Below are 24637 nucleotides of genomic sequence, written 5' to 3'. Positions count from 1 at the left end.
GGTGGGTTGGAACAGATTTGATGCGAAGGCGGATCGACCGCCAAGGAGAGGATTTTTGCGAACCCAGATCGCGATTATTGGCGCAGGCCCGGCGGGCATGTTCCTGGCGCACCTGCTGCGGCAGGCCGGTATCGACGCGGTGGTGATCGAGCGGCGCGACCGGGCGTATGTCGAAGGGCGCGTGCGGGCCGGCGTGCTGGAACCGGTGACGACCGATCTGATGCACCGGCTGGGTATCGGCGAGCGGCTGCTGCGTGAGGGGCTGGTCCATGGCGGGACGAACCTGGCGCTCAACGGACAGGTGTTCCGCATCGACATGGCGGCGCTGACCGGTGGGTCGACCGTGACGGTGTACGGGCAGCAGGAGGTGATGCGCGACCTGTTCGATGCGGCGGAGGCAGTGGACTTGCCGATCGTGTGGAACGCGGCGGACGTCGCGCTGTCCGGGCTGGACGGCGACCGGCCGGTGGTGACGTGGCGGGTGGACGGCGTGGAACGCACGCTGGAGTGCGATTTCGTCGTGGGGTGCGACGGGTTCCACGGGGTGAGCCGCGGCGCGATCCCGGCGGACGTGCTGCGGACGTACGAGCGCGTCTATCCGTTCGGCTGGTTGGGGATACTGGCGGACGTGCCGCCGGCCGATCATGAGTTGATCTACGCCAATCACGAGCGCGGGTTCGCGCTGGCATCGATGCGGTCGCCGACGCGCAGCCGCTATTATATCCAGAGCGCGGTGGACGAGGATATCGCCGACTGGTCCGACACGCGGTTCTGGGACGAGCTGTGCGTGCGGCTGGGGCCGGAAACCGCGGCGAAGGTGGTGCGCGGGCCGTCGTTCGAGAAGACGATCGCCCCGCTCCGGTCGTTCGTGTGCGAACCGATGCGCTGGGGCCGGCTGTTCCTGGCGGGGGACGCCGCGCATATCGTCCCGCCTACAGGCGCGAAGGGTATGAACCTGGCGGTGTCGGACGTGACGATGCTGGGCGAGGCGCTGGTCGAGCGGTACCGCGACGGGTCCGACGCCGGGATCGACGGATATTCGGCGCGGGCGCTGGCGCGGGTCTGGAAGGCGGAACGCTTTTCCTGGTGGTTCACATCGGTGACGCATCGTTTCCCGACGATGGACGGGTTCGATCGGCGTATCCAGATGGCCGAACTGGACTACATCCGCGGATCGGAAGCGGCGCAGCGCACGCTTGCGGAGAACTATGTCGGACTACCGTTGGGGGCAGCATGAGAAACAGGATCTACGACACGCCGGCAGCCGCGCTCGACGGGCTGTTGTTCGACGGGATGACGATCATGTCGGGCGGGTTCGGCCTCTCGGGCAACCCGGAAAGCCTGATCCCGCAGATCCGCGCGAGCGGGGTGACCGGGCTGACGGTGATTTCCAACAATGCCGGCGCGGATGGGTTCGGGCTGTGGATGCTGCTGGAAAGCCGGCAGATCGCGAAGATGATCGCGAGCTATGTCGGTGAGAACAAGCTGTTCGAGCAGCAATATCTGAGCGGCGAGCTGGCGCTGGAGCTGACGCCGCAGGGGACGCTGGCCGAGCGGATCCGCGCGGGCGGGGCGGGCATTCCGGCATTCTACACTAAGACGGGCGTCGGCACGGTGGTGGCCGAGGGCAAGCCGGTCGAGACGTTCGATGGCGAGGAGTATGTCCGCGAGACGTGGCTGCGCGCCGACCTGTCGATCGTGAAGGCGTGGCGGGCGGACCCGGCGGGGAACCTGATGTTCCGCAAGACCGCGCGGAATTTCAATCCGAACATGGCGACCGCGGGGCGCGTGACGGTGGCGGAGGTCGAGGAAATCGTGCCGGCCGGCAGCCTGGACCCCGACTGCATCCATACGCCGGGCATCTATGTCGACCGGATCGTGCTGAGCACGGTGAACGAGAAGCGCATCGAGAAACTGACGCTGCGCGAAGGGGAGGAGGCGTGATGGGTTGGACCCGCGACCAGATGGCGGCGCGTGCCGCACGCGAATTGCAGGACGGATATTATGTGAACCTGGGCATCGGCATTCCGACGCTGGTGGCGAACCATGTGCCGGACGGCATCGACGTGACGTTGCAGTCCGAGAACGGGATGCTGGGCATCGGGCCGTTCCCGACGCGCGATGCGGTCGACCCGGACCTGATCAATGCGGGCAAGCAAACGATCACCGCCTTGCCAACGTCGAGCTTCTTTTCGAGCGCGGACAGTTTCGCGATGATCCGCGGCGGGCATATCGACATGGCGGTGCTGGGCGCGATGGAGGTGAGCGTCGCGGGCGACATCGCCAACTGGACGATCCCCGGCAAGATGGTGAAAGGGATGGGCGGTGCGATGGACTTGGTCGCGGGCGTGAAGCGCGTCATCGTGGTGATGGACCATGCCAACAAGGCGGGCGAGCCCAAGATCCTGGACGAATGCACGTTGCCGCTGACCGGTCGGGCCTGCGTCGACATGATCGTGACCGATCTTTGCGTGATGGCGTGCGACAAGCCGGGGCTGCGGCTGGTGGAACTGGCCCCGGGCGTGACGCTGGATTTCGTGCGGGCGCGGACCGGGGCGGCGTTCACGGTGGCAGAGGGGATCGCGGCATGACCGGAGTTGCGCCTTATTCGAGTGACGATGCGGGGCCGCCGCCGTCACGGTACGGCGATTACCGGTCGACCGCGCTGCGTGCGCCGTCGCAGCCGCGCGTGCAGGCGCCGCAGACGCTGACCGAGACGACGGGGCCGGGCGGCGTGTGGGACCGGATGATGGGGTCGGCGTTGGCGGACCTGACGACGCAGCATGGCGGCGTGCCGATCGGGCAGCGGATCATCGTGTCGGGCCGCGTGCTGGACGACCGGGGCCGGCCGGTGCCGGATACGGTGATGGAGATCTGGCAGGCGAACGCCGCGGGGCGTTACATCCATGCGCGCGACCAGTGGGATGCGCCGATCGACCCGAATTTTACCGGGGCGGGCCGGGTCGTGACCGATGCGGACGGGCGGTACCGGTTCGTGACGGTGCGGCCGGGGGCCTATCCGTGGGGCAATCACCACAATGCGTGGCGGCCGGCACACATTCATCTGTCGCTGCTCGGGCCCGCCTTTGCGACACGGCTGGTGACGCAGCTGTATTTTCCAGACGACCCGCTGATCGAGATCGACCCGATCGCGAATGCGGTGCCGATGCCGTACCGCCAGCGGATGGTAAGCCGGTTCGACCTGGCGACCACCGAGCCGAACCATGCGCTGGGGTATCTGTTCGACGTGGTGTTGAAGGGGCGCATGCAGACGCCGTTCGAGGATGATCATCATGACTGATCCTGCCGATCGCCAGCCGGATGCGCGGCAGGACAATCAGGACCCGGCGCTGTTCGGCCAGACCCCGAGCCAAACGGTCGGGCCGTTCTTCCACTACGGACTGCCGTGGAAGGGCGGCGCGGACCTGGTCGGCAAGTCCGACATGGGCGCGCGGCCCGACCTGTTCGCCGAGGAGCATTGGGTGCTGAACCTTTCCGCGCCGACCGGCACGCCGGTGGGCGAGGTGATCACGGTCGCCGGGCGGGTGCTGGATGCGGAGGGGGTGCCGGTCGCGGACTCGATGGTCGAGATCTGGCAGGCGAACGCTTCCGGGCGGTATCGCAGCGTGGACGATGCACGCGACGACGTGCCGATCGATCCGCATTTCATCGGGTTCGGGCGGGCGGCGACCGATGCGGAGGGTGTGTACCGGTTCCGCACGATCATGCCCGGGCGGGTGCCGGGGCCAGGCGGCACGATGCAGGCACCGCATCTGGCGCTGTCGCTGTTCGGGCGCGGGCTGATCAATCGGCTGGCGACGCGGGTGTATTTCGGCGGGCTGCCGGGGAACGACGAGGATCCGGTGCTGGCGTGCGTGCCGGCGGCGCGGCGCGCGACGCTGATCGCCGAACCGCGCGGGGAGGGGGAGTGGTGGCTCGACCTGCATCTGGGTGGTCCGGCCGAGACGGTGTTCTTCGCGCTGTGAGCGAGTTGCGCACCCGGACGGTCGCGACGGCGGCAATGATCGCGCTGTTCGACGATGTGGCCACGATTGCGGGGGCGATCCGGTTCGAGGTCGCGCTGGCGCGGGCGCAGGCGGAGGAGGGCGTGATCCCGACGGCGTGCGCGGGCGAGATTTCGGCAGTTGCGGCAACGGTGCGGTTTGATTCCGCCGAACTGGCGGAGGCGGCGGCGTTCGCCGGGACGCTTGCCATTCCGCTGGTTGCGGCGATCCGCGCGGAGCTGGGCCCGGAGGCGGCGCGCGTGCTGCACCGCGGGGCGACAAGCCAGGATATCGCGGACACGGTCCTGATGGGGCAAATTCGGGGTGCCGCGCGGTTGTTGGCGGGCGATGTGGCGCGGATGACGGCGGCGTTGGCGGCGAGCGCGCGGGCGCATGCGGCGACGCCGGCGATCGGGCGGACATTGTTGCAGGACGCACGGCCGATCGGGTTCGGCCTGCGGATCGCACAATGGCATGCCGGGATCGCGGGGGCGGCGGCGCGGCTGGAGCGTGAGGTGGCGAGCGGGGCGGCGTTGCAGTGGGGCGGTGCTGCGGGGACGCGGCCGGACCAGGACGGGCGGGCGGCGGCGGTAGCGGCGCGGCTGGCGCGGGCGCTTGATCTCGCTGATGCGCCGCCGTGGCATGCGCGGCGCGAGGGTGTCGCCGGGATCGCGGCGGCGGTCGGTATCCTGATCGGCGCGGTGGCCAAGATGGCGCGCGACGTCGCGTTGCTGAGCCAGACCGCGGTCGGCGAAGCATATGAACCGGCGACGGCGGGGCGCGGCGGATCGTCCGCCATGCCGCACAAGCGCAATCCGACGGGTTGCCAGGTCGCGCTGTCTGCCGCGGTCCGCGCGCCGGGGCTGGTCGCGGGCATCCTGTCTGCGCTGCCGGCCGAGGAGGAGCGCGGGATCGGCGGGTGGCAGGCGGAGGGGCCGATGCTGATCGACCTGTTCCTCATCGCGTCGGGCGCGGTCGATGCGATGGCGACGGTGGCAGACGGGCTGGCGATCGATCCGGCGGCGATCGCGCGCAACTTGGCGGCGGCGGGGCAGGGCGACGATATCGGCGAGAGCGCGGCGCTGGTCGATGCGCTGATCCGGATGGGAAGGGACTGAGCGATGCCGTTTGCGATGCGGGACGCGGTGCGGATCTACTGGAAGCTGGACGGCGACGACGGCGCGCCGCCGCTGGTGCTGCTCAATTCGATCGGCACCGACATGGCGTTGTGGGACGCGTGCCTGCCCGCGCTGACCCGGCGGTTCCGCGTGCTGCGGATCGACACACGCGGGCACGGGGCGTCGGATGCGCCCGAGGGGGATTACGATCTGCCGATGCTGGCGGCGGACATGGTCGCGGCGATGGATGCGGCCGGGATCGAGCGGGCGGCGGTGGCGGGCGTTTCGCTGGGCGGGATGATCGCGATGCAGGCGGCGCTCGACCATCCGGCGCGGGTCGCGGCACTGGCGCTGATCTGCACGTCGGCGACGATGGATGCGGGTGCCTGGGAGCAGCGGATCGCGACCGTGCGACGGGACGGGACCGCGGCGATCGCGGAGCTGGCCATGGGGCGGTTCCTGTCGCCGCAGTTCGCCGCGGCGCATCCGGCGGTGGCGGCGTCGCTGCACCGCGCGATCGTGGCGATGGCGGATGCGGGTTATGCGGGTGCGGGTGCGGCGATCCGCGACATGGATGTGATCGGGCGGTTGCCGGAACTCACGCGGCCGGTGCTGGTGGTAGGCGGCGAGCGCGATATTTCGACCCCATTCGACGGGCATGGCGCGCGGATCGCGGCGGCGATTCCGGGCGCGGAGGTAGCGCAGCTCGATTGCGCGCATCTCGCGCCGATCGAGGCGCCGGCGGCGCTGGCCGGGGTGCTGGTGGCGTTCCTGGCGGAGGACGATGCGGTGGCGGAGGCGGCGGAAACGCTGTTCGAGGCGGGGCTGCTGAACCGGCGGCGCGTGTTGGGCGATGCGTGGGTGGACACGTCGCTGGCTGGGCGGACGCCGTTCAACACGGAGTTCCAGGCGATGATCACGCGGATCGCGTGGAACGAGATCTGGGGGCGGCCGGGGCTGGACGACGCCACGCGCCGGCTGCTGGTCGTGGCGATCACGGCGAGCCTCGGGCGGTGGGAGGAGTTCGGGTTGCATGTCCGCGCGGGGCTGTCGCGCGGCGGGTTCACGCGCGACATGCTGAAGGAGGTGCTGATGCAGACCGCGATCTATGCCGGGGTGCCGGCGGCCAACACCGGGTTCGCCAAGGCGGGGCGGATCATCGCCGAGCTGGATGCCGCGCAGGGAGAAAAATGATGGCCGATGCTTTTGTCTGCGATGCGATCCGGACGCCGATCGGTCGGCTGAACGGTGCGCTTTCGACGGTGCGCGCCGACGATCTGGCCGCGCTGCCGATCCGCGCGCTGGTTGCGCGGAACGGCGGCGTCGATTGGGACGCGGTCGAGGATGTGATCCTGGGCTGCGCGAACCAGGCGGGCGAGGATAATCGCAACGTCGCGCGGATGGCGGTGCTGCTGGCGGGATTGCCGGAGGGGGTGCCGGGCGGCACGGTGAACCGGCTGTGCGGGTCCGGCCTGAATGCGGTCGGCATGGCGGCGCAGGCGATCCGGAGCGGCGACGCGGCACTGATGATCGCCGGCGGGATCGAGCAGATGACGCGGGCGCCGTATGTGATGGGGAAGGCGGGTAGTGCGTTCGACCGCGCGCAGAAGATCGAGGATACGACGCTGGGCTGGCGGTTCGTCAACCCGGCGATGCGGCAGGCCTACGGCGTCGATTCGATGCCCGAGACCGCTGAGAATGTCGCGGCCGAATGGGGGGTCAGCCGCGCGGACCAGGACATGTTCGCGCTGGCCAGCCAGGAGCGGACCGCGGCGGCGCAGGCAACCGGGCGGCTGGCGGCCGAGATCGTGGCGGTGGAGGTCCCGCAGCGGAAGGGCGAACCGGTGCTGTTCAGCGCGGACGAGCATCCGCGCGCGACGAGCCTGGCGGCGCTGGCCGCGCTGAAGCCCGTGGTGCGGCCCGACGGAACGGTGACCGCGGGCAACGCATCCGGCCTGAACGACGGGGCGGCGGCGATGCTGGTCGCGTCAGAGGCGGCGGCGGCACGACATGGGCTCGCCCCGCGGGCGCGGATCGTGGCGATGGCGTCGGCGGGTGTCCCGCCGCGCGTGATGGGGGTCGGACCGATCGAGGCGGTTCGGCGCGTGCTGGCGATCGGCGGGATCGGGATCGAGCAGCTGGACGTCATCGAGCTGAACGAAGCATTTGCGGCGCAGGCGATCGCGGTGCTGCGTTCGCTGGGGCTGGACCCGGCCGATCCGCGCGTGAACCCAAATGGCGGGGCGATCGCGCTCGGCCATCCACTCGGCATGTCGGGCGCGCGGATCGTGATGACCGCGGTCGAAGAACTGAACCGGACGGGCGGGCGCTACGCGGTGGCGTGCATGTGCATCGGCGTGGGTCAGGGGATCGCGATGCTGATCGAGCGGGTGTGAGTTAGAGCCCTTCGCCGCCGACCCACATCGCGTTCGACAGCCGGCGGGCGAGCGACCAGGTCTGGTGGCGGATGTCGGGCACCGCGACGATTTCCCAGAAGGTGCCGCGCGTCATCGGTCCGATTGCGTAGAGCCGGTCCGACGCGCGGCCGGTGTCTTCCAGCACCGCGGACTGCGGATCGACGTCGATCCCGATACGGAGCGGGTCGGGCCGGATTCGGCCGCCGGCAAGCAGGTCGCGGAGCAGCGGTTCGGTCGTGCGGCCGATGTCGCCGAGCGGGCCGGTGCAGTTGACGATCCGGCGGATGGAGAGCGTGGTCGTGTCGTCGGAACTGCGCGGGCGGAAAGTGACGGTGGGTTGCGCGTCCGTCGTGGCGACCGCGACGAGCTTGCCCGCGACGATGTCGAGCTGGCCCGTGGAGCGCAGGGCGGCGATGCGGTCCGCGACCTGCGGCGCGAGGCGGTGGCGGTGGACGTCCCACCAGGGGCGGAGGTGGCGCAGGAAACGCATCCGGTCGGCCGGGTCGGTCGCGCGCCACACCGCCTGTGTATGCGGGCGGAGCGCGTCGACCGCGGCGCGCCAGCCGACCGTCGCGGCACGCGCGCGGACCTGCGCGAGCAGAGCGGAGGGGCGGCCGCGCGGGCGTTCGGGCAGCGGGGCAGGGGTAAGATCGCCGTGCGGGCGGGGCAGGAGGCCGCGGCGCGACAGGGCCACGATGCGGCCGCGGAACCCGCGTGCTTCGAGAAGCAGCGCCACGTCGACCATCGTCAGGCCGCCGCCGAGCAGCAGGACGGTGTCGTCGTCCGACAGGTCGTCCGCGACGTCGGCCGCCCATGGGTCGGGGGCGTAGTGATCGCGCGTCAACGCGTCCGGGTCGATGCCGGGCGGGGTGTGCGGGGGCAGATTGCCGGACGCCAGTACGACGGCGTCGGCGGCGATCGCGGTGCCGTCCGCGAGCGTGACGACGGCCTGGTTCTCGTCGAGCGTCAGGCCGGTGGCCTCGCCCTGGACGATCGTGAGGCGGCCGTCGGAGCGGGCGGCGGCCTCGGCCAGGATGTCCGACAGATATTGGCCGTAGACGAGCCGCGGTGCGAAGCCGCCGACATGGTCGGGGTGATGGACGCCGAGCCAGCGATCGAAATGGCCGGGATCGTCGGGCAGCGCGCTCATGTTGCCGGCGCGGACGTTGAGTCGGTGGTCGGGATGCGCGGCGCTATAGGCGACGCCGACCCCGACACGCGCGCGCCGTTCGATCAGCGTGGCGCGCGGCCCCTCGTGGCGCAGCAGGTTCACGGCCATCAATGCGCCCGCAAAGCCGCCGCCGACGATCGCGACATGATCGACGATCGGCGGTTGGGAGGCGGGTGAGGGCGTGGGATCGTCGGGGATCGGGGGGCTCCTGATGATGCGGTGACTTTATACGAAGTGCATGTCGCCGGTCCTGCGCGATGCGGCAAGGCGGAACTGGCAGGCGGCGGATCACGGCGGTGGAAGCTGATCCATGTTGGGACATTCGCGCGGAACGGGCGCTGGCGGCACCGGTTTAGGCTTTGCAACAGGAGGGCATTCGCGATGACCGACGGCGCGACGAACAGCGGGCAGGACGATGCGCCGCTCGCGACATCCAAGCATGGCGACCCGGCTGGCGAGACCGGCGGGCGAATGCGCGAGACGGCGGGCGACCAGATCACGTCGCGCGCGGTGACGATCAACCGGCCGCGGACCGAGCTTTACGCCTATTGGCGCGACTTCGCGAACCTGGCGACGTTCATGGAGAATGTCGAACGGATCGACGTGAAGGACGCGACGACCTCGCACTGGGTGGTCGCCGCGCCGGCCGGCAAGACGGTCGAGTGGGATGCATTGGTGACCGAGGACGAAGCCGGTTCGCTGATCGCGTGGGAGAGCGCGCCGGGGGCCGACGTGCCGAACAGCGGGCGGATAGAATTCGTCGAGGCGCAGGGCGGGCGCGGCACGGTGGTGACCGCGACGATCCTGTACGATCCGCCGGCGGGTGTCGTCGGCAAGATCGTGGCGAAGCTTTTCCAGCGCGAGCCCGCGATCCAGGCACGCCGCGACCTGCGCCGGTTTAAGCAGCTGATGGAAACCGGCGAGATCAGCACCAACGCGATGAACCCGGCGCAAGCCGCGGCTAAGGAGGTTTAATCGATGCGCGCACTTGCCTGGCACGGCCGCCACGACGTTCGCGTCGATACCGTCGACGATCCGGAGATCGTCAACAGGCGCGATGCGATCATCAAGGTCACGTCGACCGCGATCTGCGGATCCGACCTCCATCTGTACGACGGCTATATCCCGACGATGAAGGCGGGCGACATTCTGGGCCATGAATTCATGGGCGAGGTGGTCGAGGTTGGCCCCGGCAGCACGTTGAAGAAGGGCCAGCGCGTCGTCGTGCCGTTCACGATCGCGTGCGGGTCCTGTTACCATTGCGGGAAGCAGCAATTCTCGGCGTGCGACAACGGCAATCCGGCGGACAACCAAGACATCGCCGAGAAGCTGTACGGGCAGCCGATGTCCGGGCTGTTCGGGTACAGCCACATGACGGGCGGTTATGCCGGCGGTCAGGCGGAATATGTGCGTGTGCCCTATTCCGACGTCGGGCCGATCGTGATCCCGGACGGGGTGGACGACGACAAGGTACTGTTCCTGTCGGACATTTTGCCGACCGGATGGCAGGCGGCCGAGAATGCCGACATCGAGCCGGGCGATACGGTGGCGGTGTGGGGTTGCGGGCCGGTCGGGCTGTTCGCGGTGCAGTCCGCGTTCCTGATGGGTGCGGCGCGGGTGATCGCGATCGACCATTTCCCGAAGCGCTTGGAACTTGCGCGGCGGTTCGGCGCGGAGACGATCAATTTCGAGGAAACCGCGACCTACGACGCGCTGATGCAGATGACCGGCGGGATCGGGCCGGACGCGTGCATCGACAGCGTGGGGCTGGAGGCGCACGGGCTGTTCGTCGACAATGTCGTCGACCAGATCAAGAAATCGACGTTCCTCGGCACTGACCGGATCCATTCGATCCGCCAGGCGATCGTGGCGTGCCGCAAGGGCGGACGCGTGTCTATGCCGGCCGTCTATGGCGGGATCGTCGACAAGTTCCCGCTCGGCGCGCTGATGGAGAAGGGGCTGACGCTGAAGACCGGTCAGACCCATGTCCAACGCTACCTGCCCGGCCTGCTGAACGCGATCATGGAGGAGAAGATCGATACGACCTTCCTGATCAGCCACCGGATGCCGCTGGAACAGGGTGCCGAGGCGTACCGCATGTTCCACGACGAACAGAATGACGTGACCAAGATCGTGCTGAAACCCGGCATGGCTTCGGCCGCTGCCGCCACCGCTTGAAGGATCCCATCATGACCGAACGCAAATATGCCGTGATCACCGGGGCCTCGACGGGCATCGGTTTCGAACTCGCCAGCCTGGCCGCGGAGAATGGCTACGACATCCTGGTCGTGGCGGACGAGGCGCTGATCGAGGCGGCCGCCGCCGATTTCCGGACGCATGGTGGTGCCGTGGAGTCGCTCGAGGCGGACCTCTCGACGATCGAGGGCGTCGATGCGCTGGTCGCCGCGACGAACGGCCGGACGATCGACCTGCTGTGCGCCAATGCCGGGCGCGGGCTGGGCAAGGGGTTCCTCGATCAGGACGTCGCCGACTGGCGGCGGGTGGTCGACACCAATATCACCGGGACGCTGTATCTGTTGCAGTCCGTGCTGCGCGACATGGTGGCGCGCGACGACGGCAAGGTGCTGGTCACCGGATCGATCGCCGGGTTCATCCCGGGCAGCTATCAGGCGGTGTACAACGGGACGAAGGCGTTCGTGGACAGCTTCACCGACGCGATCCGGGACGAGTTGAAGGGGTCGAAGGGCGTCACGATCACGACGTTGATGCCGGGCCCGGTGGAGACCGAGTTCTTCGACCGCGCCGACATGATGGATACGTCGGTCGGCACGTCGGAGAGCAAGAGCGAGGCCGGCGACGTGGCGCGCGACGGCTGGGACGCGGTGATGGCGGGCAAGGACAGCGTCGTGTCCGGCTGGAAGAACAAGATCCAGGTCGCAATGGCGCATGTCACACCCGCGCCGATCCTGGCGCACATGCACCGCAACATGGCCGAGCCGGGCAGCGCGGAGTAAACAGGTTCGCTTGGATAGCTGGTGACGACAGGGCCCACGAGAGGAGACCGAACACTCTGCCTGGCCAGCTTTTCCGTGACATTGCAGCAAGTTGGCTTCGCGGTCCGGAGCGCGTTCACCCGTTGTTAGCTTCCGTGCGTTACCTCCATAGAATATGGAAGGACGGAACATGCAGACCGGGTGCGTAGCGTGTCGGACGGAGCGTCGGACATTCGACATCGCCATGGCGTTCCAGCCGATCGTCGATGCCGAGACGGGACTGCCGTTCGCCTACGAAGCGCTGGTGCGTGGGCCGAGTGGCGAAGGTGCGGGTGAGGTGCTGGGTAGTGTAGCACCCGAGGACCGTTATGCGTTCGACCAGCAGTGCCGGGTGGCGGCGATCGAAGATGCAGTCGCGGCCGGGATCCTCGATACGGAGGCGCGGCTGTCGATCAATTTCCTGCCCAATGCCGTCTACTCGCCCGTCGCCTGTATCCAACTGACGCTGAAGACCGCGCATGCAACGGAATTTCCGACCGACCGGCTGATCTTCGAGTTCACCGAGAGCGAGGAGATGGCGGACACCGACCATGTCGCGAACATCGTCGAGAGTTATCGAAAGATGGGGTTCGCCACCGCGATCGACGATTTCGGGGCAGGGCATGCGGGATTGCGGCTGCTCGCGAACTTCCAGACGGATTTCATCAAGCTGGACATGGACCTGATCCGCGGGATCGACGCCAGCCTGCCGCGTCGCCTAATCGTCGAGGGTGTCGTGCGGATCGCCGAGTCTCTGGATATCAGGGTGATCGCAGAGGGGATCGAAACCGTTCCGGAGTATGACGTATTGCGCGAGATCGGCGTGCGATATTTCCAAGGGTATCTGCTGGCGCGACCAGGTTTTCGGTGCCTGCCGACGATCGTGATGCCCGATCCGCCGCTGGCTGCGGTCGCCTGAGGGAGACTGTTCGGAACGAGTGCGCGACCAGACCGGGGTTGTGGGACTGTTCCCGCAACTCCGGTCTTTATGATCAGGCCAACGTCAGACCGACATCGACATTGCCGCGCGTTGCGTTGGAGTAGGGGCAGACCTCGTGCGCGGCCTTCATCAGCTTTTCGCCGTCCGCGCGATCGACGCCGGGGAGCGAGACGGTCAGGTCGGCAGTGATACCGTAGCCCCCTTCCGAGCGTGGGCCGAAGCCGATTTCGGCGGTGACGGTGGCGTCGGACGGGACCTTTACGCCCTCCTTGCCGGAGACGGCCTTCATCGCGCCCAGGAAGCAGGCGGAATAGCCCGCCGCGAACAGCTTCTCCGGATTGGCGCCGACGCCGCCGGGGCCGCCCATTTCCTTGGGCACGACAAGCTTCACGTCGACGGAGCCGTCGTCGGATTTGGCGGAGCCGTCACGGCCGCCGGTTGCGGTGGCGGTGGTCTTGTAGATCGGATCAACGGACATGGCGGTTTCCTTCGCTGGGATAAGTTCGGGACTGGAACGGCCGACCCGGTCTTGCGGCGCACGTCCAAAAGGCTGACGCGGCAGAACGGTATGGCGCGGCGGCCAGTCGAGGCCGCCCGTCAGCGTTCGCAGCGGGCGAGCGCCTCCTCGACTTGGTCGGCCCAGGCGTCGCGCGCCTCGTAGAGACCGAGCTGAGCTGCGGTGCGGGCGACGCGCTCGGCCGGGCTGGTGGGCATGGTCTGCTGGCAGAGCGGCTTGGGGCGGGCGGCGCGGAGGCGGCGGACGTCGGCGGCGGTGGGGCAGCGCGTGACTGCCGTATCCGCTGGCTTGGCGGGCTTGGACCGGGTGGTGGCCTTCGCGACGGGAGGGCCGACGAGCAGGACCGGGATGTTCGCGGCCGCGCGGACGGGCTTTGTGGCGCAACCGGTCAGGAGCCATGCCACGATCGTAGCCGGGACAAGGCGACCGGTCATTTCCAGCCGGTCCAGGCGGCGCGGCTGTCGCGTTCGATGATACGCGCGTCGCCAGCGGCGGTGCCGGTGCTTTGTGTGGCACGGAGGCGCGAGATCTCGGCCTCGGTGTTCGCAGCGGGCGTGGGGCGGGCGGGGTCGGGTCCGGACGCGCCGCTGGCGAGCGCGGTTCGGGCGATCGCGCCGTCGCGTGCGGCAACGATCCGGTCGAACGCTTCGCCGGCTTCGTTCGGGAGTAGGGCGGATGCGCCGGGTTTGGCCTCCGCCTGAGCAATCCGTTGCAGCATCGCGGTCTGCCAGTCGCGCAGGGCGGCGGCTTCGCGGCGGGCGCCCATCCAGAGTCCGGCGAACAGCAGCAGGCCGGCGACCGCAACCGCCAGCCCGATCCGATTCATGAGGCCCGACCTATGCCGGCCGGTGCGCGTCATCATGCCTGCTCCCATTATCGGCCGATCCTAGCGCACGGGGCGGCACGATGCCATGCGGATGATCCGCGGTCCGGTGACGTGGGTGGGGGAAAATCAGATGGCGAGCGGCGCGACATAGCCGGTGAGTTCGAGATAGCCGCGCCCGCCCTGGGTGCGCACCGCGCCCTCCCAATAGACCGGCAGGCCGCCGCTGCGCGCGTCGAGTTCCTGCGCATCGAACAGCGGGGTGAGGCGGTAGCGGCGGATCCCCTCGGGCAAGCGGACGGCGAGCAGTTGTTCGACCGGATAGACAGCGCCGGTGCCGGGCGAGCGCCAGCGGCGGAGCGGGGTGAGCGCCACGTCGCCGGGCGCGAACCGGACGATGCGTCCGTCCGGCCGGCGGAGCGAGCCGCCCGCCCAGAGCGTGCCGCCGGACTTGGCGCGGATGCGGAACGCCATGAGCGCGGAGCCGTCGTCGAGGTTGAGACCGGTCCAGTCCCAGCCGGCGGCGCGCGGATCGAGGTAGCTCGACGACCATTCGCGGTCGAGCCACGCCTCGCCGGTGACGCGAACGGTGCGGCCGCCGCGCAGGACGGTGCCGGCGACCTTCAGATGCGGGACCGAGTAGTAACGGCTGGCGTCGGCGGGGTTCGGACCCTTGCGGCTGTAGCCGGCCTCCCCTTGAGCGAATGGCGGTTGGGTGGGCGTCAGGCTGAGCGCGAGCGTGAAGTCCTTGGCCGGGATGCGCGTTTCGAAGCGGCCGGCGGAGGTGCGGCGGAACGTCCAGTCGCGGATCGCGACCGCGGCGTCGCCGGTCGCGGCCTGCGCCAGACCGAAGCCCGCGCGGGCGGAGCGCTGGTCGTGCAGGAGGCGGCCGGTGGCGGGGTCGGACAGGCCGGCATGGGCGAACACGATCTGGCTGGGGTTGAACGCGCTGGGGTTGCGCGGATCGACGGGCAGGCGGGAGCGGAAGAAGGTGACCTGGAATCCCAGATTTCGCCCGTCTGCGGTGCGCAGCCAGCCGGTCGCATACCACCATTCGGTGCGGTAGGCGGGGTGGGCGCCGTGGTCCGCCGGGAAGGCGAGCGGCACGCCGGGGCGGACAACCGGGAAGTCGGCCACCGGCGCCGCGGCGGCGAGCAGGAGGAGCGCAAGGAGGGTCCAGAGCCGGCGCATCACCAATCCTCTCGCACGGCACGGACCGCATCGACCGCGACCGCGCGGCGGCCGGCGAGCATCGCGGTGGCGGCGGCGGCCACGATGAGCGAGGCGGCGACACCGGCGATGAGCGGGACGGGAACGCGCGTCGTCATGGTCCAGTTGAACGACTGCGGGTTGACGACGTGGATGAGGATCTGGCTCAGCCCGAGGCCGAGCGCGATCCCCGCGACGCCGCCGACGCCCCCGAGCAGCGCGCCCTCTGCCCCGAGCATCGTGACGATCTGGCGCCGGCCCGCGCCGATGTGGCGGAGCATGCCGAATTCGCGGATGCGGGCGATGGTCTGCGCCGATACGGTGGTGGCGACACCGGCAAGGCCGACGAGCACCGCGACCGCCTCGAGCACATAGGTGATCGCGAAGCTGCGATCGAACAGGGTCAGCGCGAAGGCGCGGAGTGTTGCGGGGCTGGCGACCTCAACCTGGCCGGAGAGCGCGGGCGGGGCGGCGGTCATGAGCGCGCGGCGGACGCGGGCGGGGTCTGCGCCGGGCTTCAGAGTGACGGCGCCCTCGTCGCGGGGCGTGTCGCCGGTCAGCCGGCTGTAGGTGGCGGTGTCGATCGCGATCGCGCCCTGCTGCCGCGCATAGTCGCGCCAGATGCCGGCGACGGCGAAGCGCGTGTTGCGGCCGATCGGGAGCGCGAGCGTGTCGCCGCGCGACTTGTGCATGAGGCGGGAGGCGGGTTCGGACAGCCAGACGGGGACGGTGCCGGCCGGGACCGCGGAGGTGGGGCCGATCAGCGGGAGTGTGGCATCGATCGGGCGGGCGATCAGGATGGTGGCGGGCTGGCCGGGGTCGAGCGTGAGCGGGACCTGGCGGGTGAAGGCGATCCGCGCGACACCGGGGACGGCGCTCAGCCGCGTCTGGGCGGCGGGGTCGAAGCCGCCCGTGCTGCCGTCGACGCGGAGATAGAGGTCGGCGGAGAGGATGTCGCCGAGCCAGTCGTCGACCGCACCGCGGAAGCTGGTGACCATCACTGCCATCGCGATCATCAGCGCGGTGCTGGCGACGATGCCGCCGAGTGCGACCGCCGCCTGACCGGGCGCGCCGCGGAGGTGGCGGATCGCGAGATCGAAGGCGGGGCGGCCGGTGGCGTGCGCGTCGAACGGGGCGAGCAGGAGGCGTGCGGCCCATGGCATCGCCGCGACGCCGCCGGCCAGCACGAGCGCCATCGCGGCATAGCCGAACAGCGGCAGGCCGCCGATTGCGGGGAGCAGGGCGGCGACCACGCCTGCGCCGACGAGCGCGAGCGGCACGCGCCAGGCGACGGGGGTGCGCGGATCGACGACGTCGCCGGCATTGCGGAGTGCCACCGCAGGCGCTGCGCGGGCGGCGGCGCGGGCCGGAATGATGCTGCCCGCCAGTGCCGCGGCGAGGCCGAGGCCTGCGAACAGGAGGGCGGCACCGGGGGCGAAGGCGAGCGCGGGGGCGACGCCGCCGAAATAGCCCGCGCCGAGATCGCCGCCGAACCGGGTAAGCGCGACCGAGGCGAGCGCGTAGCCGATCGCGAGGCCGAGCGCGGTGCCGACGAGGCCGACGACGAGCCCCTCGATCGCGACCTGGACGACGATGCCGGCGCGGGGGAGGCCGAGCGTGCGGAGCAGGGCGAAGCTGCGCAATCGGCGGGTGACGGAGAGCGACTGCGCGGAATAGACTAGGAAGCCGCCGGTGAGCAGGGCCACCAGCGCGAGCATGTCGAGGTTGACGCGGTAGGCGCGGCTAAGCGCGGCACCTTGCTGGGCGTCGCTGTCGGCATCGGCGAGAGTCGCGGCGGGGGGGAGTGCGGTGGCGAGCGTGCGGCGGACCGCGGCGGCGTCGGCACCCTCGGCCAGTTTCAGGTCGATGCGGTCGATGCGGCCGATCCGTCCGAAACGCCATTGGGCGGCGGCGATGTCGATGACGCCGATCCGGCGGCCGGCCTCGACCCCCGGCAGGACGCCGGCGATGCGGAGGGGGAAGGTTCGGCCGGCGGCAGTGACCGCGACGGTCGCGCCGACACGCTGGTGGACGGCGTCGAGTGCGGCGCGCGACAGGAAGAGGGCGCCGAGATCGAACGCGCTGCCGGGGCCGCCCATCGGTTGCCCGACAAGCGCGGGGGTGACCTGTCCGGCGCGTAGGATGTCGAGGCCGAGCAGGGTGAGGTCGGCCCCTGCGGCGGTGGCCTTGAGCTGGACCACGGGGCTGGCATCCGCGACGCCGGGGTGGAGGGCGACCTCCGGGTAGAGCGCCTCGTCCATGCCGGCCGGGGTGGCGGCGCGGACCTGCAGGTCGGCCGCGCCGTTCACCGCGCGGACCGCCTGGCCGAATGCGTCGAGCGCGGAGCCGTTGATGAGGTGAACCGCGAAGCCGAGTGCGACGCCGACCGCGATGGCGAGTGCCGCGGTGATGACGCGGGCCGGATGCGCGCGCCATTCGCCGAGGATCATCCAGCGGAGCGCACGCGGCGGCGCTATGCCGCCCGACCGTGGCTCAGCCGTCATGGGGGACGAGGCCGGTGGCGGTGAGCCGCAGCGTGCGATCCGCGACGGCGGCGGCGACCAGGCTGTGCGTGACGATGACGGCGGCGGCGCCGCGGCTGCGCACCGCATCGGCGAACAGCGCGAGGATGCGGTCGGCGGTTTCGGGGTCGAGGTTGCCGGTCGGCTCGTCCGCCAGGATCAGCGCGGGATCGTGGACGAGCGCGCGGGCGATGGCGACGCGCTGCAGCTCGCCGCCCGACAGGTCGCGCGCATAGTCCGCGCCACGGGTGGGCAGGCCGACGAGCTCGAGCATCGCATCGGCGCGGGCGGTGGCGGCGCGCGCGGCGGTGCGGCCGAGCGCAAGCGGCAGCGCTACGTTCTGGCGGAGCGTGAGGTAGGGCAGGATGTGGAAGGCCTGGAACACGAAGCCGATGCGGTCGCGGCGCAGATTGGTCGCGGCGGCCTCGTCCATTTCGGACAGTGCGGCCCCTTCGACCGCGACCGTGCCGGTGTCGGGTTTGTCGAGGCCGGCGATGATGTTGAGCAGGGTGGACTTGCCGACGCCGGATTCGCCCATGATCGCGACTAACTCACCGGGGCCGACGGTGAGGTCGAGGCCCTGGAACAGCGTGCGCCCGCCGGGGACGGACTTGGCAAGGCCGGTGAGGAGGAGGCGGGGAGGCATCAGGGCGTTTAACGCGGGGTGGCGGAAAGGGGTGCTGTCATTTTGTCCTTGGGGGGTGCGCCGGTTGGATCCATGCCCTGAGCATAATGACGTCAGATGGAATCACACTAGACCCGTCCATGCCGAGCGAAGTCGAGGCACGTTTCCCCGAGCGCAGCCGAGGGGTGCTGTTGCTCGTCTCGGCTTTGCTCGACGGGTCCCTCGACTTCGCTCGGGATGGACGGGTTTTGGGTTAGTCTGGGTCAGAACGCGTCCATCGGCACGAGGTGCGCGTAGGGGACGTGCTCCGCCTCCGGCGCTTCGATCGGTTCGCTGCCGCCGGGGCGCCAGCGGCGGTGTTCGGTGTGGCGGGTCGTGGGGCGGTCCTGGCCGTGGGCGACGGGGTAGATGTCGCGTGCGGTGAGTGTGGCGACGAGGTCGGCCATGGCGGCGTCGCGGTCGCGGACGAAGCGGCTGGCGAAGCAGCGCCAGATCGTCCAGCCGGCGCGTTCGAGCATGCGTTGGCGCGCCATGTCGTCGGGCCAGCGATCCGCGCCGTGCCACATGTCGCCATCGCATTCGATCGCGAGGCGGCGGTCGTCCGCGCCCTCCACCACCATGTCGATGCGGCTGTTGCCGACCCGGACCTGCGTATCGACGCGGTAGCCGCGCTGGACGAGCAGATCGAACATTTCGCGCTCGTAGCCCGATTCGCAGCGGTCGCGCGCGGCCTCCGTCACGGCGGGGTCGGTGGCGAAGGGCGCGCGGAAATGGTCGATCAGCGCTCGGCGGAGCTGGTCGGCGGGCTTGAGGTCCTCCGGTTCGACCGAGCGGACCAGGATCATGCGGTCGCGGGCGCGGGAGGCGGCGACGTTGAACCGCTGGTCGTAGGCGGCGCCGGACAGCGCGCTGCTGCCGCGGTCCGCGACCATTGAGACGAACATGATGTCGCGTTCGTCGCCCTGGAAGGCGCTCGGTTCGCCGATGCGGATGTCGTGCGCCAGCATCGTGTCGACGCCGTGGGTGCGTTCGATCGCGGCGAAGAGTGCTGCGGCCTGTTCGTGACCGAGCAAAGTGGTGACGCCGATCGAGCGGCCGGCCATCGCCGGGTCGGCGACGATGCGGCCGATCTCCTCGACGATGCAGTCGACCTCCGCCGGGTTGGTCTTGCCGCGCCGGACGCCGTCTTCGACCAGGATGTCGATCAGCGGCGGATCGAGGCGTTGCGAGGCGGAGGGGAGGCGGAGCGGGACGAGCTGGTGGCTGTAGAATTGCGCCTTCGAGTATTCGATGATCGGCGCGACGCAGCGGAAATGCTCCTTCAGCATGATCGCACCGCCCGCGAAGACGACGGTGCCGAGGTCGTAGAGCGATTTCTCCTCGCGCAGGACGGAGCGGTAGTCCTGGACCTGGCCCGACAAATGGCGCTGGGCGAGTTCGTTCATGCGCGCCTCCGGCCGGAAGCCGGCGTCGGGCGTGACCTGGCGGTCGTCGCCGACGATCAGCACCTGTTTGGCGCGGAGCAGGGCGGGGAGCGCGGCGACGGTCGATTGCGACGCTTCGTCGACGATGACGAGATCGAACAGGCCGAGTTCGGGGGGCAGCGATTCGGACACGCGGTAGTGCGGCATGATCCAGCAGGGGAGTGCTGCCTTCGCGCGGTCGGCGGCGACGCGGGCGTCCTCGCGGTAGCGGCCGGCCTTGATGCCGGTGCCCTTGCCGATGCGGCGCATGGCCTGCGCGTAGGCGGCGAGTGCGGCGCGGACCTGGTCGCTCGCCTGTTCCGCCAGGCGGCCCCAGCTGCGCAGCTCGATCGCCTCCTCATAGGCGCGGCGGAGCTGTTGTTCGAGTTCGCCGCGGCGGTGCCCAGCCTCCGCCAGCGCGCCGTGGCGGTCGATGCGGGTGAGCCAGCTGGCGATCCGCCGCAACCGCCAGCGTTGCCGCCAGTCGCCGGGAGTGAGCGGGTCCTCGATGCCGGTCACGGGGTCGGTGCGAAGCTGTTCGGCCCAGGGGGGGCGCCGCTTTCGGCGATCAGTTCGGTGACGCGCGCGATGGTGGCGAAATGCGGGGCGAGTGCGGCGATGGCGTCGCGTTCGGCGAGCAGCGTGCGCCAGTCGGTGCGGAGGGTGGCGGCGTCCGCGTCCGGGTTGCCGACCCGTTCGGCCACGGCGCGGAGGCCGTCGCCGAGTGGGCCGATCACGGGCTTGAGGGTCACGAGGAGCGACTGGCGTTGGGTTTGGGCGCCGAGCAGGTGGATGCGCTGGCGGTGGTGGTCGAGCGTGTCGGCGATTGCGCGGATCGCGGTGTCGTCGCCGATCGTGCCACCCATGACGGTGCCGCGCCAGCCGGGGACGAGGCGGCGGAGTTTGGCGTCGACTGCGCGTTCCTGTTCGACCAGCGTTCGGAGCAAAGCGATTCGGGCGAGCTGGCGGCGCATCGGTTCGGCGACGCCGGGACCCGTGGCGGCCACCGGATCGAGCGGGCCGTGTGCGGCGGCGTGGTTCCAGGCGGCGCGGAGCCGGAGCGCGGCGTCGGATGCGGTCAGGTGGCGTTCGACCTCGGCCCAGTCCGCGGCGTTGGTTGGGGGGTGGCCGACCAGCCGGATCGCGGCGACGCGCTGGTTCAGCGCGCGGGCGAACAGGCCGGTGAGGAAGCCGGGTTCCTCGCCCTGCGCCAGTGCGGCGATGCGGTCGCGCAAGGGGCGATCGTCGAGCGCGCCGTCGGGCAGGTCGACCGGGCGGGTCAGGAAGTGGCGCGTTTCGGCGACCACGTGGGCGATGTCGTCGGCCAGCCCCTCGAGTGCGACGAGCCCGTCCGCGACCTGGTTGCGGCGCAGGTCGGCGAGGACGGCGGCGGTCCAGCCATGCGGGCCCTCGCCGATTTCGCGGTGGAGATCGGTGAGCCGGGCGAGCACGTGGGCGGCGTTGGCCAGCCGTTCGGGGGTGGCGTCGGGCGCGAGTGCAGCGGCGGCGGACGTTTCGCGGCGGATCGCCTCCGCCTCCGCCAGCGCGTCGTGCAGCGCGATCAGTGCGGTGTCGTCGGGGAGCGCGGACGGGAGGACGAGGCCGAGCGCGTTCAACCGTGGGCCGACCGACTTTCGTGCGGTGCGCAGGTCGGTGATGTCGGCATCGTCGAACGCAGCCTCGTGCGATCGGATCGTGTCGATCGGGTCGGGCAGCCAGAGCGCGAGCGCCGGATCGGCCATCTGTTCGCGCGCGGCGCTGGCGGGGTCGATCATGCTGCCGTCGATTTCGACCGTGGCGGTGGCGGTGCGGCCGATATCCTCGACCTGCCGATCGACCTGCGCGAGGCCGCGGTGGAGAAGGTCGATGCGCGCGTCGGTCTCCGCGATCTGGCGCGTGTTTTCGGCGGGGCGGATGCGTTGCAGCCGTTCGGCGATGATATCGACCGATTCCTGGAACTGGCGCAGGCCGTCGCGGTCGCTGTCGAGCAGGCTGACCGCGAGCGGGCGAACCGAGGCGGGGAGTTGCGCGCGCAGGACCTTCAGCGCGGGCGCCTTTTGCGAGGTGACCAGGACGCGTTTGCCGAGCGCCAGATAATGGCTGACGATGTTGGCGATGGTGTGCGTCTTGCCGGTGCCGGGCGGCCCTTGCACCACGACGCCGGGGCGGTGGGCGAGTTGCTGGATCACCTCCACCTGTTCGCGGTTGAACGGTTTGGGGAAGAACAGGTCCGCGCCCGATCCGTCCGAACTGGTGACGCCGGGCACGGTCGAGACGCCGCGATAGGGGGACTGCGGCGGATCGGCGCGCGTGGTGTCCGGATCGATCAGCAGTGCGCGGACCGCTGGCGGGATCTGCGCCGGATCGACCGGGTCGGCAAGTTGCGAGCGGAAGGCGCGCAAATCGTCCATCAGCATCGTGGCGCGGCGCGTCCGTTCGAACAGCATCCAGCCGCCACCGACCGACAGGACGCCGTCGCCGGGCGGCGAGACACCGTCATGATCGGGCAGATACAGCCCGTCCGCGTCGAACAGCGCGACCGCGTGGCGCAGGATCGGCGCGTAGCCGTCGGGATCGAACGGGGTCAGGCCGTCGCCGTCCTCGTCTGTCGCCAGCCGGTCGAGCGCGATGCGCGTGGCGCGCCGCCATTCGTCGACGGCGGGCAGTTCCAGCGCATCGAGCGGGTCGCTTTCGATCGCGGGCGGCGTCGCGCTGCGCGGGCGGAGGCGGATGACGTGCGTGGCGGGGTCGATGCTCAGGTCCATCGCGACGGTGAGCAGCGGATGGTGGAGCCGCCCCTGCGGCCGGGTCCAGCGCGCGGGGCCGATGCCCCAGACCAGTTCGACGGGTGCGGCCGCGGCGCCGTCGAGCGCCTGGCGCAGCGCGAACAGCGCGTTGTAGAAGGCGATCGCGCGGCGGCGCGGCCGTTCCTCCAGTGCCCAGCCGTTCCAGGTTTCGCGGACATGATCGGTCAGCCGCGCAGTGACGCGGTCGCGGTGCGGATAGTCGGCCAGCGGCGTGAGCGCCTGGCCCGCCCGGTCGTCCGAGCCGATCAGCCCGGCCTTGCGGAGCGCCTCGGTCGGGCGCGCGTCGTGGAGCGTCGGGCGGGTCTCGATCGCGTCGGGCTGATCGAGCCAGAGCGCGAGTTCGGCGTCGGCGGGGACCGGCGGCGCGTGGCGGGCGAGCCGGTCGACGCTGAGCCAGACGGGGTCGTCGTCGGTCCGCGCATCGACCACGACGCCGGGCATCCGCGCGATATCGTCCCCCGCGGCGCGCAGGCCGTGATAGTCCGCGACGTCGCTGACGATGGTGAGCCGGTCGCGCTCCGTTGCGGCGACATAGTCGATCAGCGCGACCAGCCGATCATGTTCGATAGTCATCGCGCGCGTGGACCCCCCGGTGACAAGTCCCTGCGCGGGCCTGTAGCCCCGTTACGATAGATATCCGCAAGCAACGGTCAAGCCGGTACAGAGAGTATATTACACTACATCCGTTATGGACCTTTCTCCTGTGCGAACAGCACTTCCCATCCACCGGCCGACGTGGAATTTGACTGCCGCGGCGACGATGCCGGTGCGGGGGGCGGTATGAACGGATCGGGGGGCGCCCGGCGACGGGCGGTGGCGGCGTGACGGATCTGGTCCGTGGCGGGAACGCCGCCGTGCCGGGCGACCGACTGGTGCTGGCGTTCGGGTGGAACGTGCCGACCGGGCGCGCTGTGGAGGCGGATATCTCCGCTTATCCGCTGACCGCGGCCGGGCGCGTGCGCAGCGATGCCGACATGATATTCTACAACCAGCCGTCGGGGGCGGGCGGCGCGGTGCGGTTCGATGCGGGGATCGGCGCGCGCGGCGGTTTCGCGATCGACCTGGCGCGGGTGCCGGCGGAGATCGAGCGGATCGCGCTGTGTGTGACGGTGCACGACGCCGCGGTGCGCGGGCAGACGCTGGCGATGCTGTCCGCCGCGGTGGTGAGCGCAGCGTCGGCGGCGACGCCGGGCACGCCCGCGCTGACGTTCCGGCCGGAGCTGTCGGGCGCGACCGAGAGCGCGATGACGTTTGCCGAGCTGTACCGCCGGCAGGGCGCGTGGAAGTTCCGCGCGGTGGGGCAGGGCTATAATGGCGGGCTGCCGGCGCTGGCGCGCTCGTTCGGGATCGACGTGGCGGAGGAAAGCGCGCGGCCTGCGCCGACTCCGCCGGCTCCACCACCGCCGCCGCCCGCGCCGCCGGTTTCGTTGAAGAAAGTCTCGCTGGAGAAGGCGGGGCAGAGCGTCAGCCTGGCCAAGAAGGGCGCGGATTTCGGCGAGATCGTCGTCAACCTGAACTGGTCGGCCGGGAGCAAGGGCATCTTCGGCGCGAAGACCGCGATCGACCTGGACCTGGGGTGCCTGTTCGAGCTGACCAACGGGCGGACGCATGTGGTGCAGGCGCTGGGCGATGCGTTCGGCAGCTACGACCGGGAACCGTATATCGAACTGTCGGGCGACGACCGGACGGGTGACGTTTCGGCGGGTGAGACGATCCGGATCAACGGCGCGCACTGGCCCAAGATCAAGCGGATCATGCTGTTCGCCAACATCTACGACGGCGTGCCGAACTGGCAGGCGACCGACGGCGTCGTGACGGTGACGATGCCCGACCAGCCGCCGATCGAGGTGCGCATGACCGAGGGCCGCAACGCCAAGCGGCTGTGCGGTGTGGCGATGATCGAGAACGACCGCGGCGCGCTGAAAGCCACGCGGATCGTCGAGTATTTCGCGGATCAGCAGGCGCTGGACAAGCGGTTCGGCTTCGGCCTGCGCTGGACCGCGGGGCGCAAGGACTGAACGGGCCGGA

General features: G+C 70.3%; 22 protein-coding genes. 13 read left to right on the top strand and 9 right to left on the bottom strand.

The window, feature by feature from the left end; genetic code table 11:
* Nucleotides 1-55: 55 nt before the first annotated feature.
* Genes pobA through pcaF form a run of 8 tightly spaced genes read left to right on the top strand, consistent with a single transcriptional unit; the run spans nucleotide 56 to nucleotide 7518 of the window.
* Nucleotides 56-1237, top strand: coding sequence for a 4-hydroxybenzoate 3-monooxygenase (gene pobA / locus IEX50_RS13640; RefSeq protein WP_157176251.1), 1182 nt, complete (start codon nucleotides 56-58; stop codon nucleotides 1235-1237).
* Nucleotides 1234-1944, top strand: coding sequence for a CoA transferase subunit A (locus tag IEX50_RS13635; protein ID WP_157176252.1), 711 nt, complete (start codon nucleotides 1234-1236; stop codon nucleotides 1942-1944). Before pobA ends, IEX50_RS13635 begins: the two co-directional genes overlap by 4 nt.
* Nucleotides 1944-2591, top strand: coding sequence for a 3-oxoacid CoA-transferase subunit B (locus tag IEX50_RS13630; RefSeq protein ID WP_157176253.1), 648 nt, complete (start codon nucleotides 1944-1946; stop codon nucleotides 2589-2591). Before IEX50_RS13635 ends, IEX50_RS13630 begins: the two co-directional genes overlap by 1 nt.
* Nucleotides 2588-3301, top strand: coding sequence for a protocatechuate 3,4-dioxygenase subunit beta (gene pcaH / locus IEX50_RS13625; RefSeq protein ID WP_157176254.1), 714 nt, complete (start codon nucleotides 2588-2590; stop codon nucleotides 3299-3301). The genes IEX50_RS13630 and pcaH overlap by 4 nt, the downstream gene beginning before the upstream one ends.
* A complete protein-coding gene (gene pcaG / locus IEX50_RS13620; protein WP_157176255.1) occupies nucleotides 3294-3986 on the top strand; it encodes a protocatechuate 3,4-dioxygenase subunit alpha in 693 nt (230 codons plus the stop codon). The genes pcaH and pcaG overlap by 8 nt, the downstream gene beginning before the upstream one ends.
* A complete protein-coding gene (locus tag IEX50_RS13615; protein WP_229674017.1) occupies nucleotides 3983-5122 on the top strand; it encodes a lyase family protein in 1140 nt (379 codons plus the stop codon). The genes pcaG and IEX50_RS13615 overlap by 4 nt, the downstream gene beginning before the upstream one ends.
* 3 nt (nucleotides 5123-5125) lie before the next feature.
* The gene (gene pcaDC, locus IEX50_RS13610) at nucleotides 5126-6316 is read left to right on the top strand and encodes a bifunctional 3-oxoadipate enol-lactonase/4-carboxymuconolactone decarboxylase PcaDC (protein WP_157176256.1); all 1191 of its coding nucleotides are present in this window, start codon (nucleotides 5126-5128) and stop codon (nucleotides 6314-6316) included.
* Nucleotides 6316-7518 carry a 3-oxoadipyl-CoA thiolase gene (pcaF, locus tag IEX50_RS13605; RefSeq protein ID WP_157176257.1) on the top strand — a complete coding sequence of 401 codons (1203 nt, stop codon included), beginning with the start codon at nucleotides 6316-6318 and terminating at the stop codon, nucleotides 7516-7518. The genes pcaDC and pcaF overlap by 1 nt, the downstream gene beginning before the upstream one ends.
* Before the next feature lies 1 nt (nucleotide 7519).
* Here pcaF and IEX50_RS13600 read toward each other — a convergent pair whose 3' ends face one another.
* Entirely contained in the window at nucleotides 7520-8866 is a 1347-nt protein-coding gene (locus IEX50_RS13600; RefSeq protein ID WP_157176505.1) for an FAD/NAD(P)-binding protein, read from the bottom strand.
* Between the two features lie 225 nt (nucleotides 8867-9091).
* Between IEX50_RS13600 and IEX50_RS13595 the strand changes: the two genes are divergently transcribed.
* The 4 genes from IEX50_RS13595 to IEX50_RS13580 all read left to right on the top strand — a co-directional run bounded on the left by IEX50_RS13595 (nucleotide 9092) and on the right by IEX50_RS13580 (nucleotide 12622).
* Nucleotides 9092-9685, top strand: coding sequence for an SRPBCC family protein (locus tag IEX50_RS13595; protein ID WP_157176258.1), 594 nt, complete (start codon nucleotides 9092-9094; stop codon nucleotides 9683-9685).
* 3 nt (nucleotides 9686-9688) lie between these two features.
* Nucleotides 9689-10888 (top strand): zinc-dependent alcohol dehydrogenase, encoded by a 1200-nt coding sequence (locus IEX50_RS13590; RefSeq protein WP_157176259.1) that lies wholly within the window; start codon nucleotides 9689-9691, stop codon nucleotides 10886-10888.
* A gap of 11 nt (nucleotides 10889-10899) precedes the next feature.
* The gene (locus tag IEX50_RS13585) at nucleotides 10900-11685 is read left to right on the top strand and encodes an SDR family NAD(P)-dependent oxidoreductase (RefSeq protein WP_157176260.1); all 786 of its coding nucleotides are present in this window, start codon (nucleotides 10900-10902) and stop codon (nucleotides 11683-11685) included.
* Between the two features lie 169 nt (nucleotides 11686-11854).
* Nucleotides 11855-12622, top strand: a complete 768-nt coding sequence (locus tag IEX50_RS13580) for an EAL domain-containing protein (protein WP_184075282.1) — start codon at nucleotides 11855-11857, stop codon at nucleotides 12620-12622.
* A 73-nt stretch (nucleotides 12623-12695) separates the two neighbouring features.
* Here IEX50_RS13580 and IEX50_RS13575 read toward each other — a convergent pair whose 3' ends face one another.
* From IEX50_RS13575 to IEX50_RS17505, 8 genes are all read right to left on the bottom strand, one after another.
* The gene (locus IEX50_RS13575) at nucleotides 12696-13121 is read right to left on the bottom strand and encodes an organic hydroperoxide resistance protein (RefSeq protein WP_076070347.1); all 426 of its coding nucleotides are present in this window, start codon (nucleotides 13119-13121) and stop codon (nucleotides 12696-12698) included.
* Between the two features lie 119 nt (nucleotides 13122-13240).
* Nucleotides 13241-13594 (bottom strand): hypothetical protein, encoded by a 354-nt coding sequence (locus tag IEX50_RS13570; protein ID WP_157176261.1) that lies wholly within the window; start codon nucleotides 13592-13594, stop codon nucleotides 13241-13243.
* The gene (locus tag IEX50_RS13565; RefSeq protein ID WP_188699484.1) at nucleotides 13591-13986 is read right to left on the bottom strand and encodes a hypothetical protein; all 396 of its coding nucleotides are present in this window, start codon (nucleotides 13984-13986) and stop codon (nucleotides 13591-13593) included. Before IEX50_RS13565 ends, IEX50_RS13570 begins: the two co-directional genes overlap by 4 nt.
* A 126-nt stretch (nucleotides 13987-14112) precedes the next feature.
* Nucleotides 14113-15174 (bottom strand): lipocalin-like domain-containing protein, encoded by a 1062-nt coding sequence (locus IEX50_RS13560; RefSeq protein ID WP_157176263.1) that lies wholly within the window; start codon nucleotides 15172-15174, stop codon nucleotides 14113-14115.
* Nucleotides 15174-17696 carry an FtsX-like permease family protein gene (locus IEX50_RS13555; RefSeq protein WP_157176264.1) on the bottom strand — a complete coding sequence of 841 codons (2523 nt, stop codon included), beginning with the start codon at nucleotides 17694-17696 and terminating at the stop codon, nucleotides 15174-15176. Before IEX50_RS13555 ends, IEX50_RS13560 begins: the two co-directional genes overlap by 1 nt.
* Entirely contained in the window at nucleotides 17686-18360 is a 675-nt protein-coding gene (locus IEX50_RS13550; protein WP_157176265.1) for an ABC transporter ATP-binding protein, read from the bottom strand. The genes IEX50_RS13555 and IEX50_RS13550 overlap by 11 nt, the downstream gene beginning before the upstream one ends.
* A gap of 242 nt (nucleotides 18361-18602) precedes the next feature.
* Nucleotides 18603-20321 (bottom strand): PDDEXK-like endonuclease domain-containing protein, encoded by a 1719-nt coding sequence (locus tag IEX50_RS17510; protein ID WP_229674015.1) that lies wholly within the window; start codon nucleotides 20319-20321, stop codon nucleotides 18603-18605.
* Entirely contained in the window at nucleotides 20318-23182 is a 2865-nt protein-coding gene (locus tag IEX50_RS17505) for an AAA family ATPase (RefSeq protein ID WP_229674013.1), read from the bottom strand. The genes IEX50_RS17510 and IEX50_RS17505 overlap by 4 nt, the downstream gene beginning before the upstream one ends.
* A gap of 248 nt (nucleotides 23183-23430) precedes the next feature.
* Between IEX50_RS17505 and IEX50_RS13540 the strand changes: the two genes are divergently transcribed.
* Nucleotides 23431-24627: a TerD family protein gene (locus IEX50_RS13540; protein WP_157176266.1), complete on the top strand. Its 1197-nt coding sequence runs from the start codon at nucleotides 23431-23433 to the stop codon at nucleotides 24625-24627.
* Nucleotides 24628-24637 lie beyond the last annotated feature (10 nt).

The sequence above is a fragment of the Sphingomonas prati genome (assembly GCF_014643515.1).
GTDB classification, from domain to species: Bacteria; Pseudomonadota; Alphaproteobacteria; order Sphingomonadales; family Sphingomonadaceae; genus Sphingomonas_R; species Sphingomonas_R prati.
Note: the sequence above shows the minus strand (reverse complement) of the source record. Positions and strands in the feature narration are given on the sequence as shown.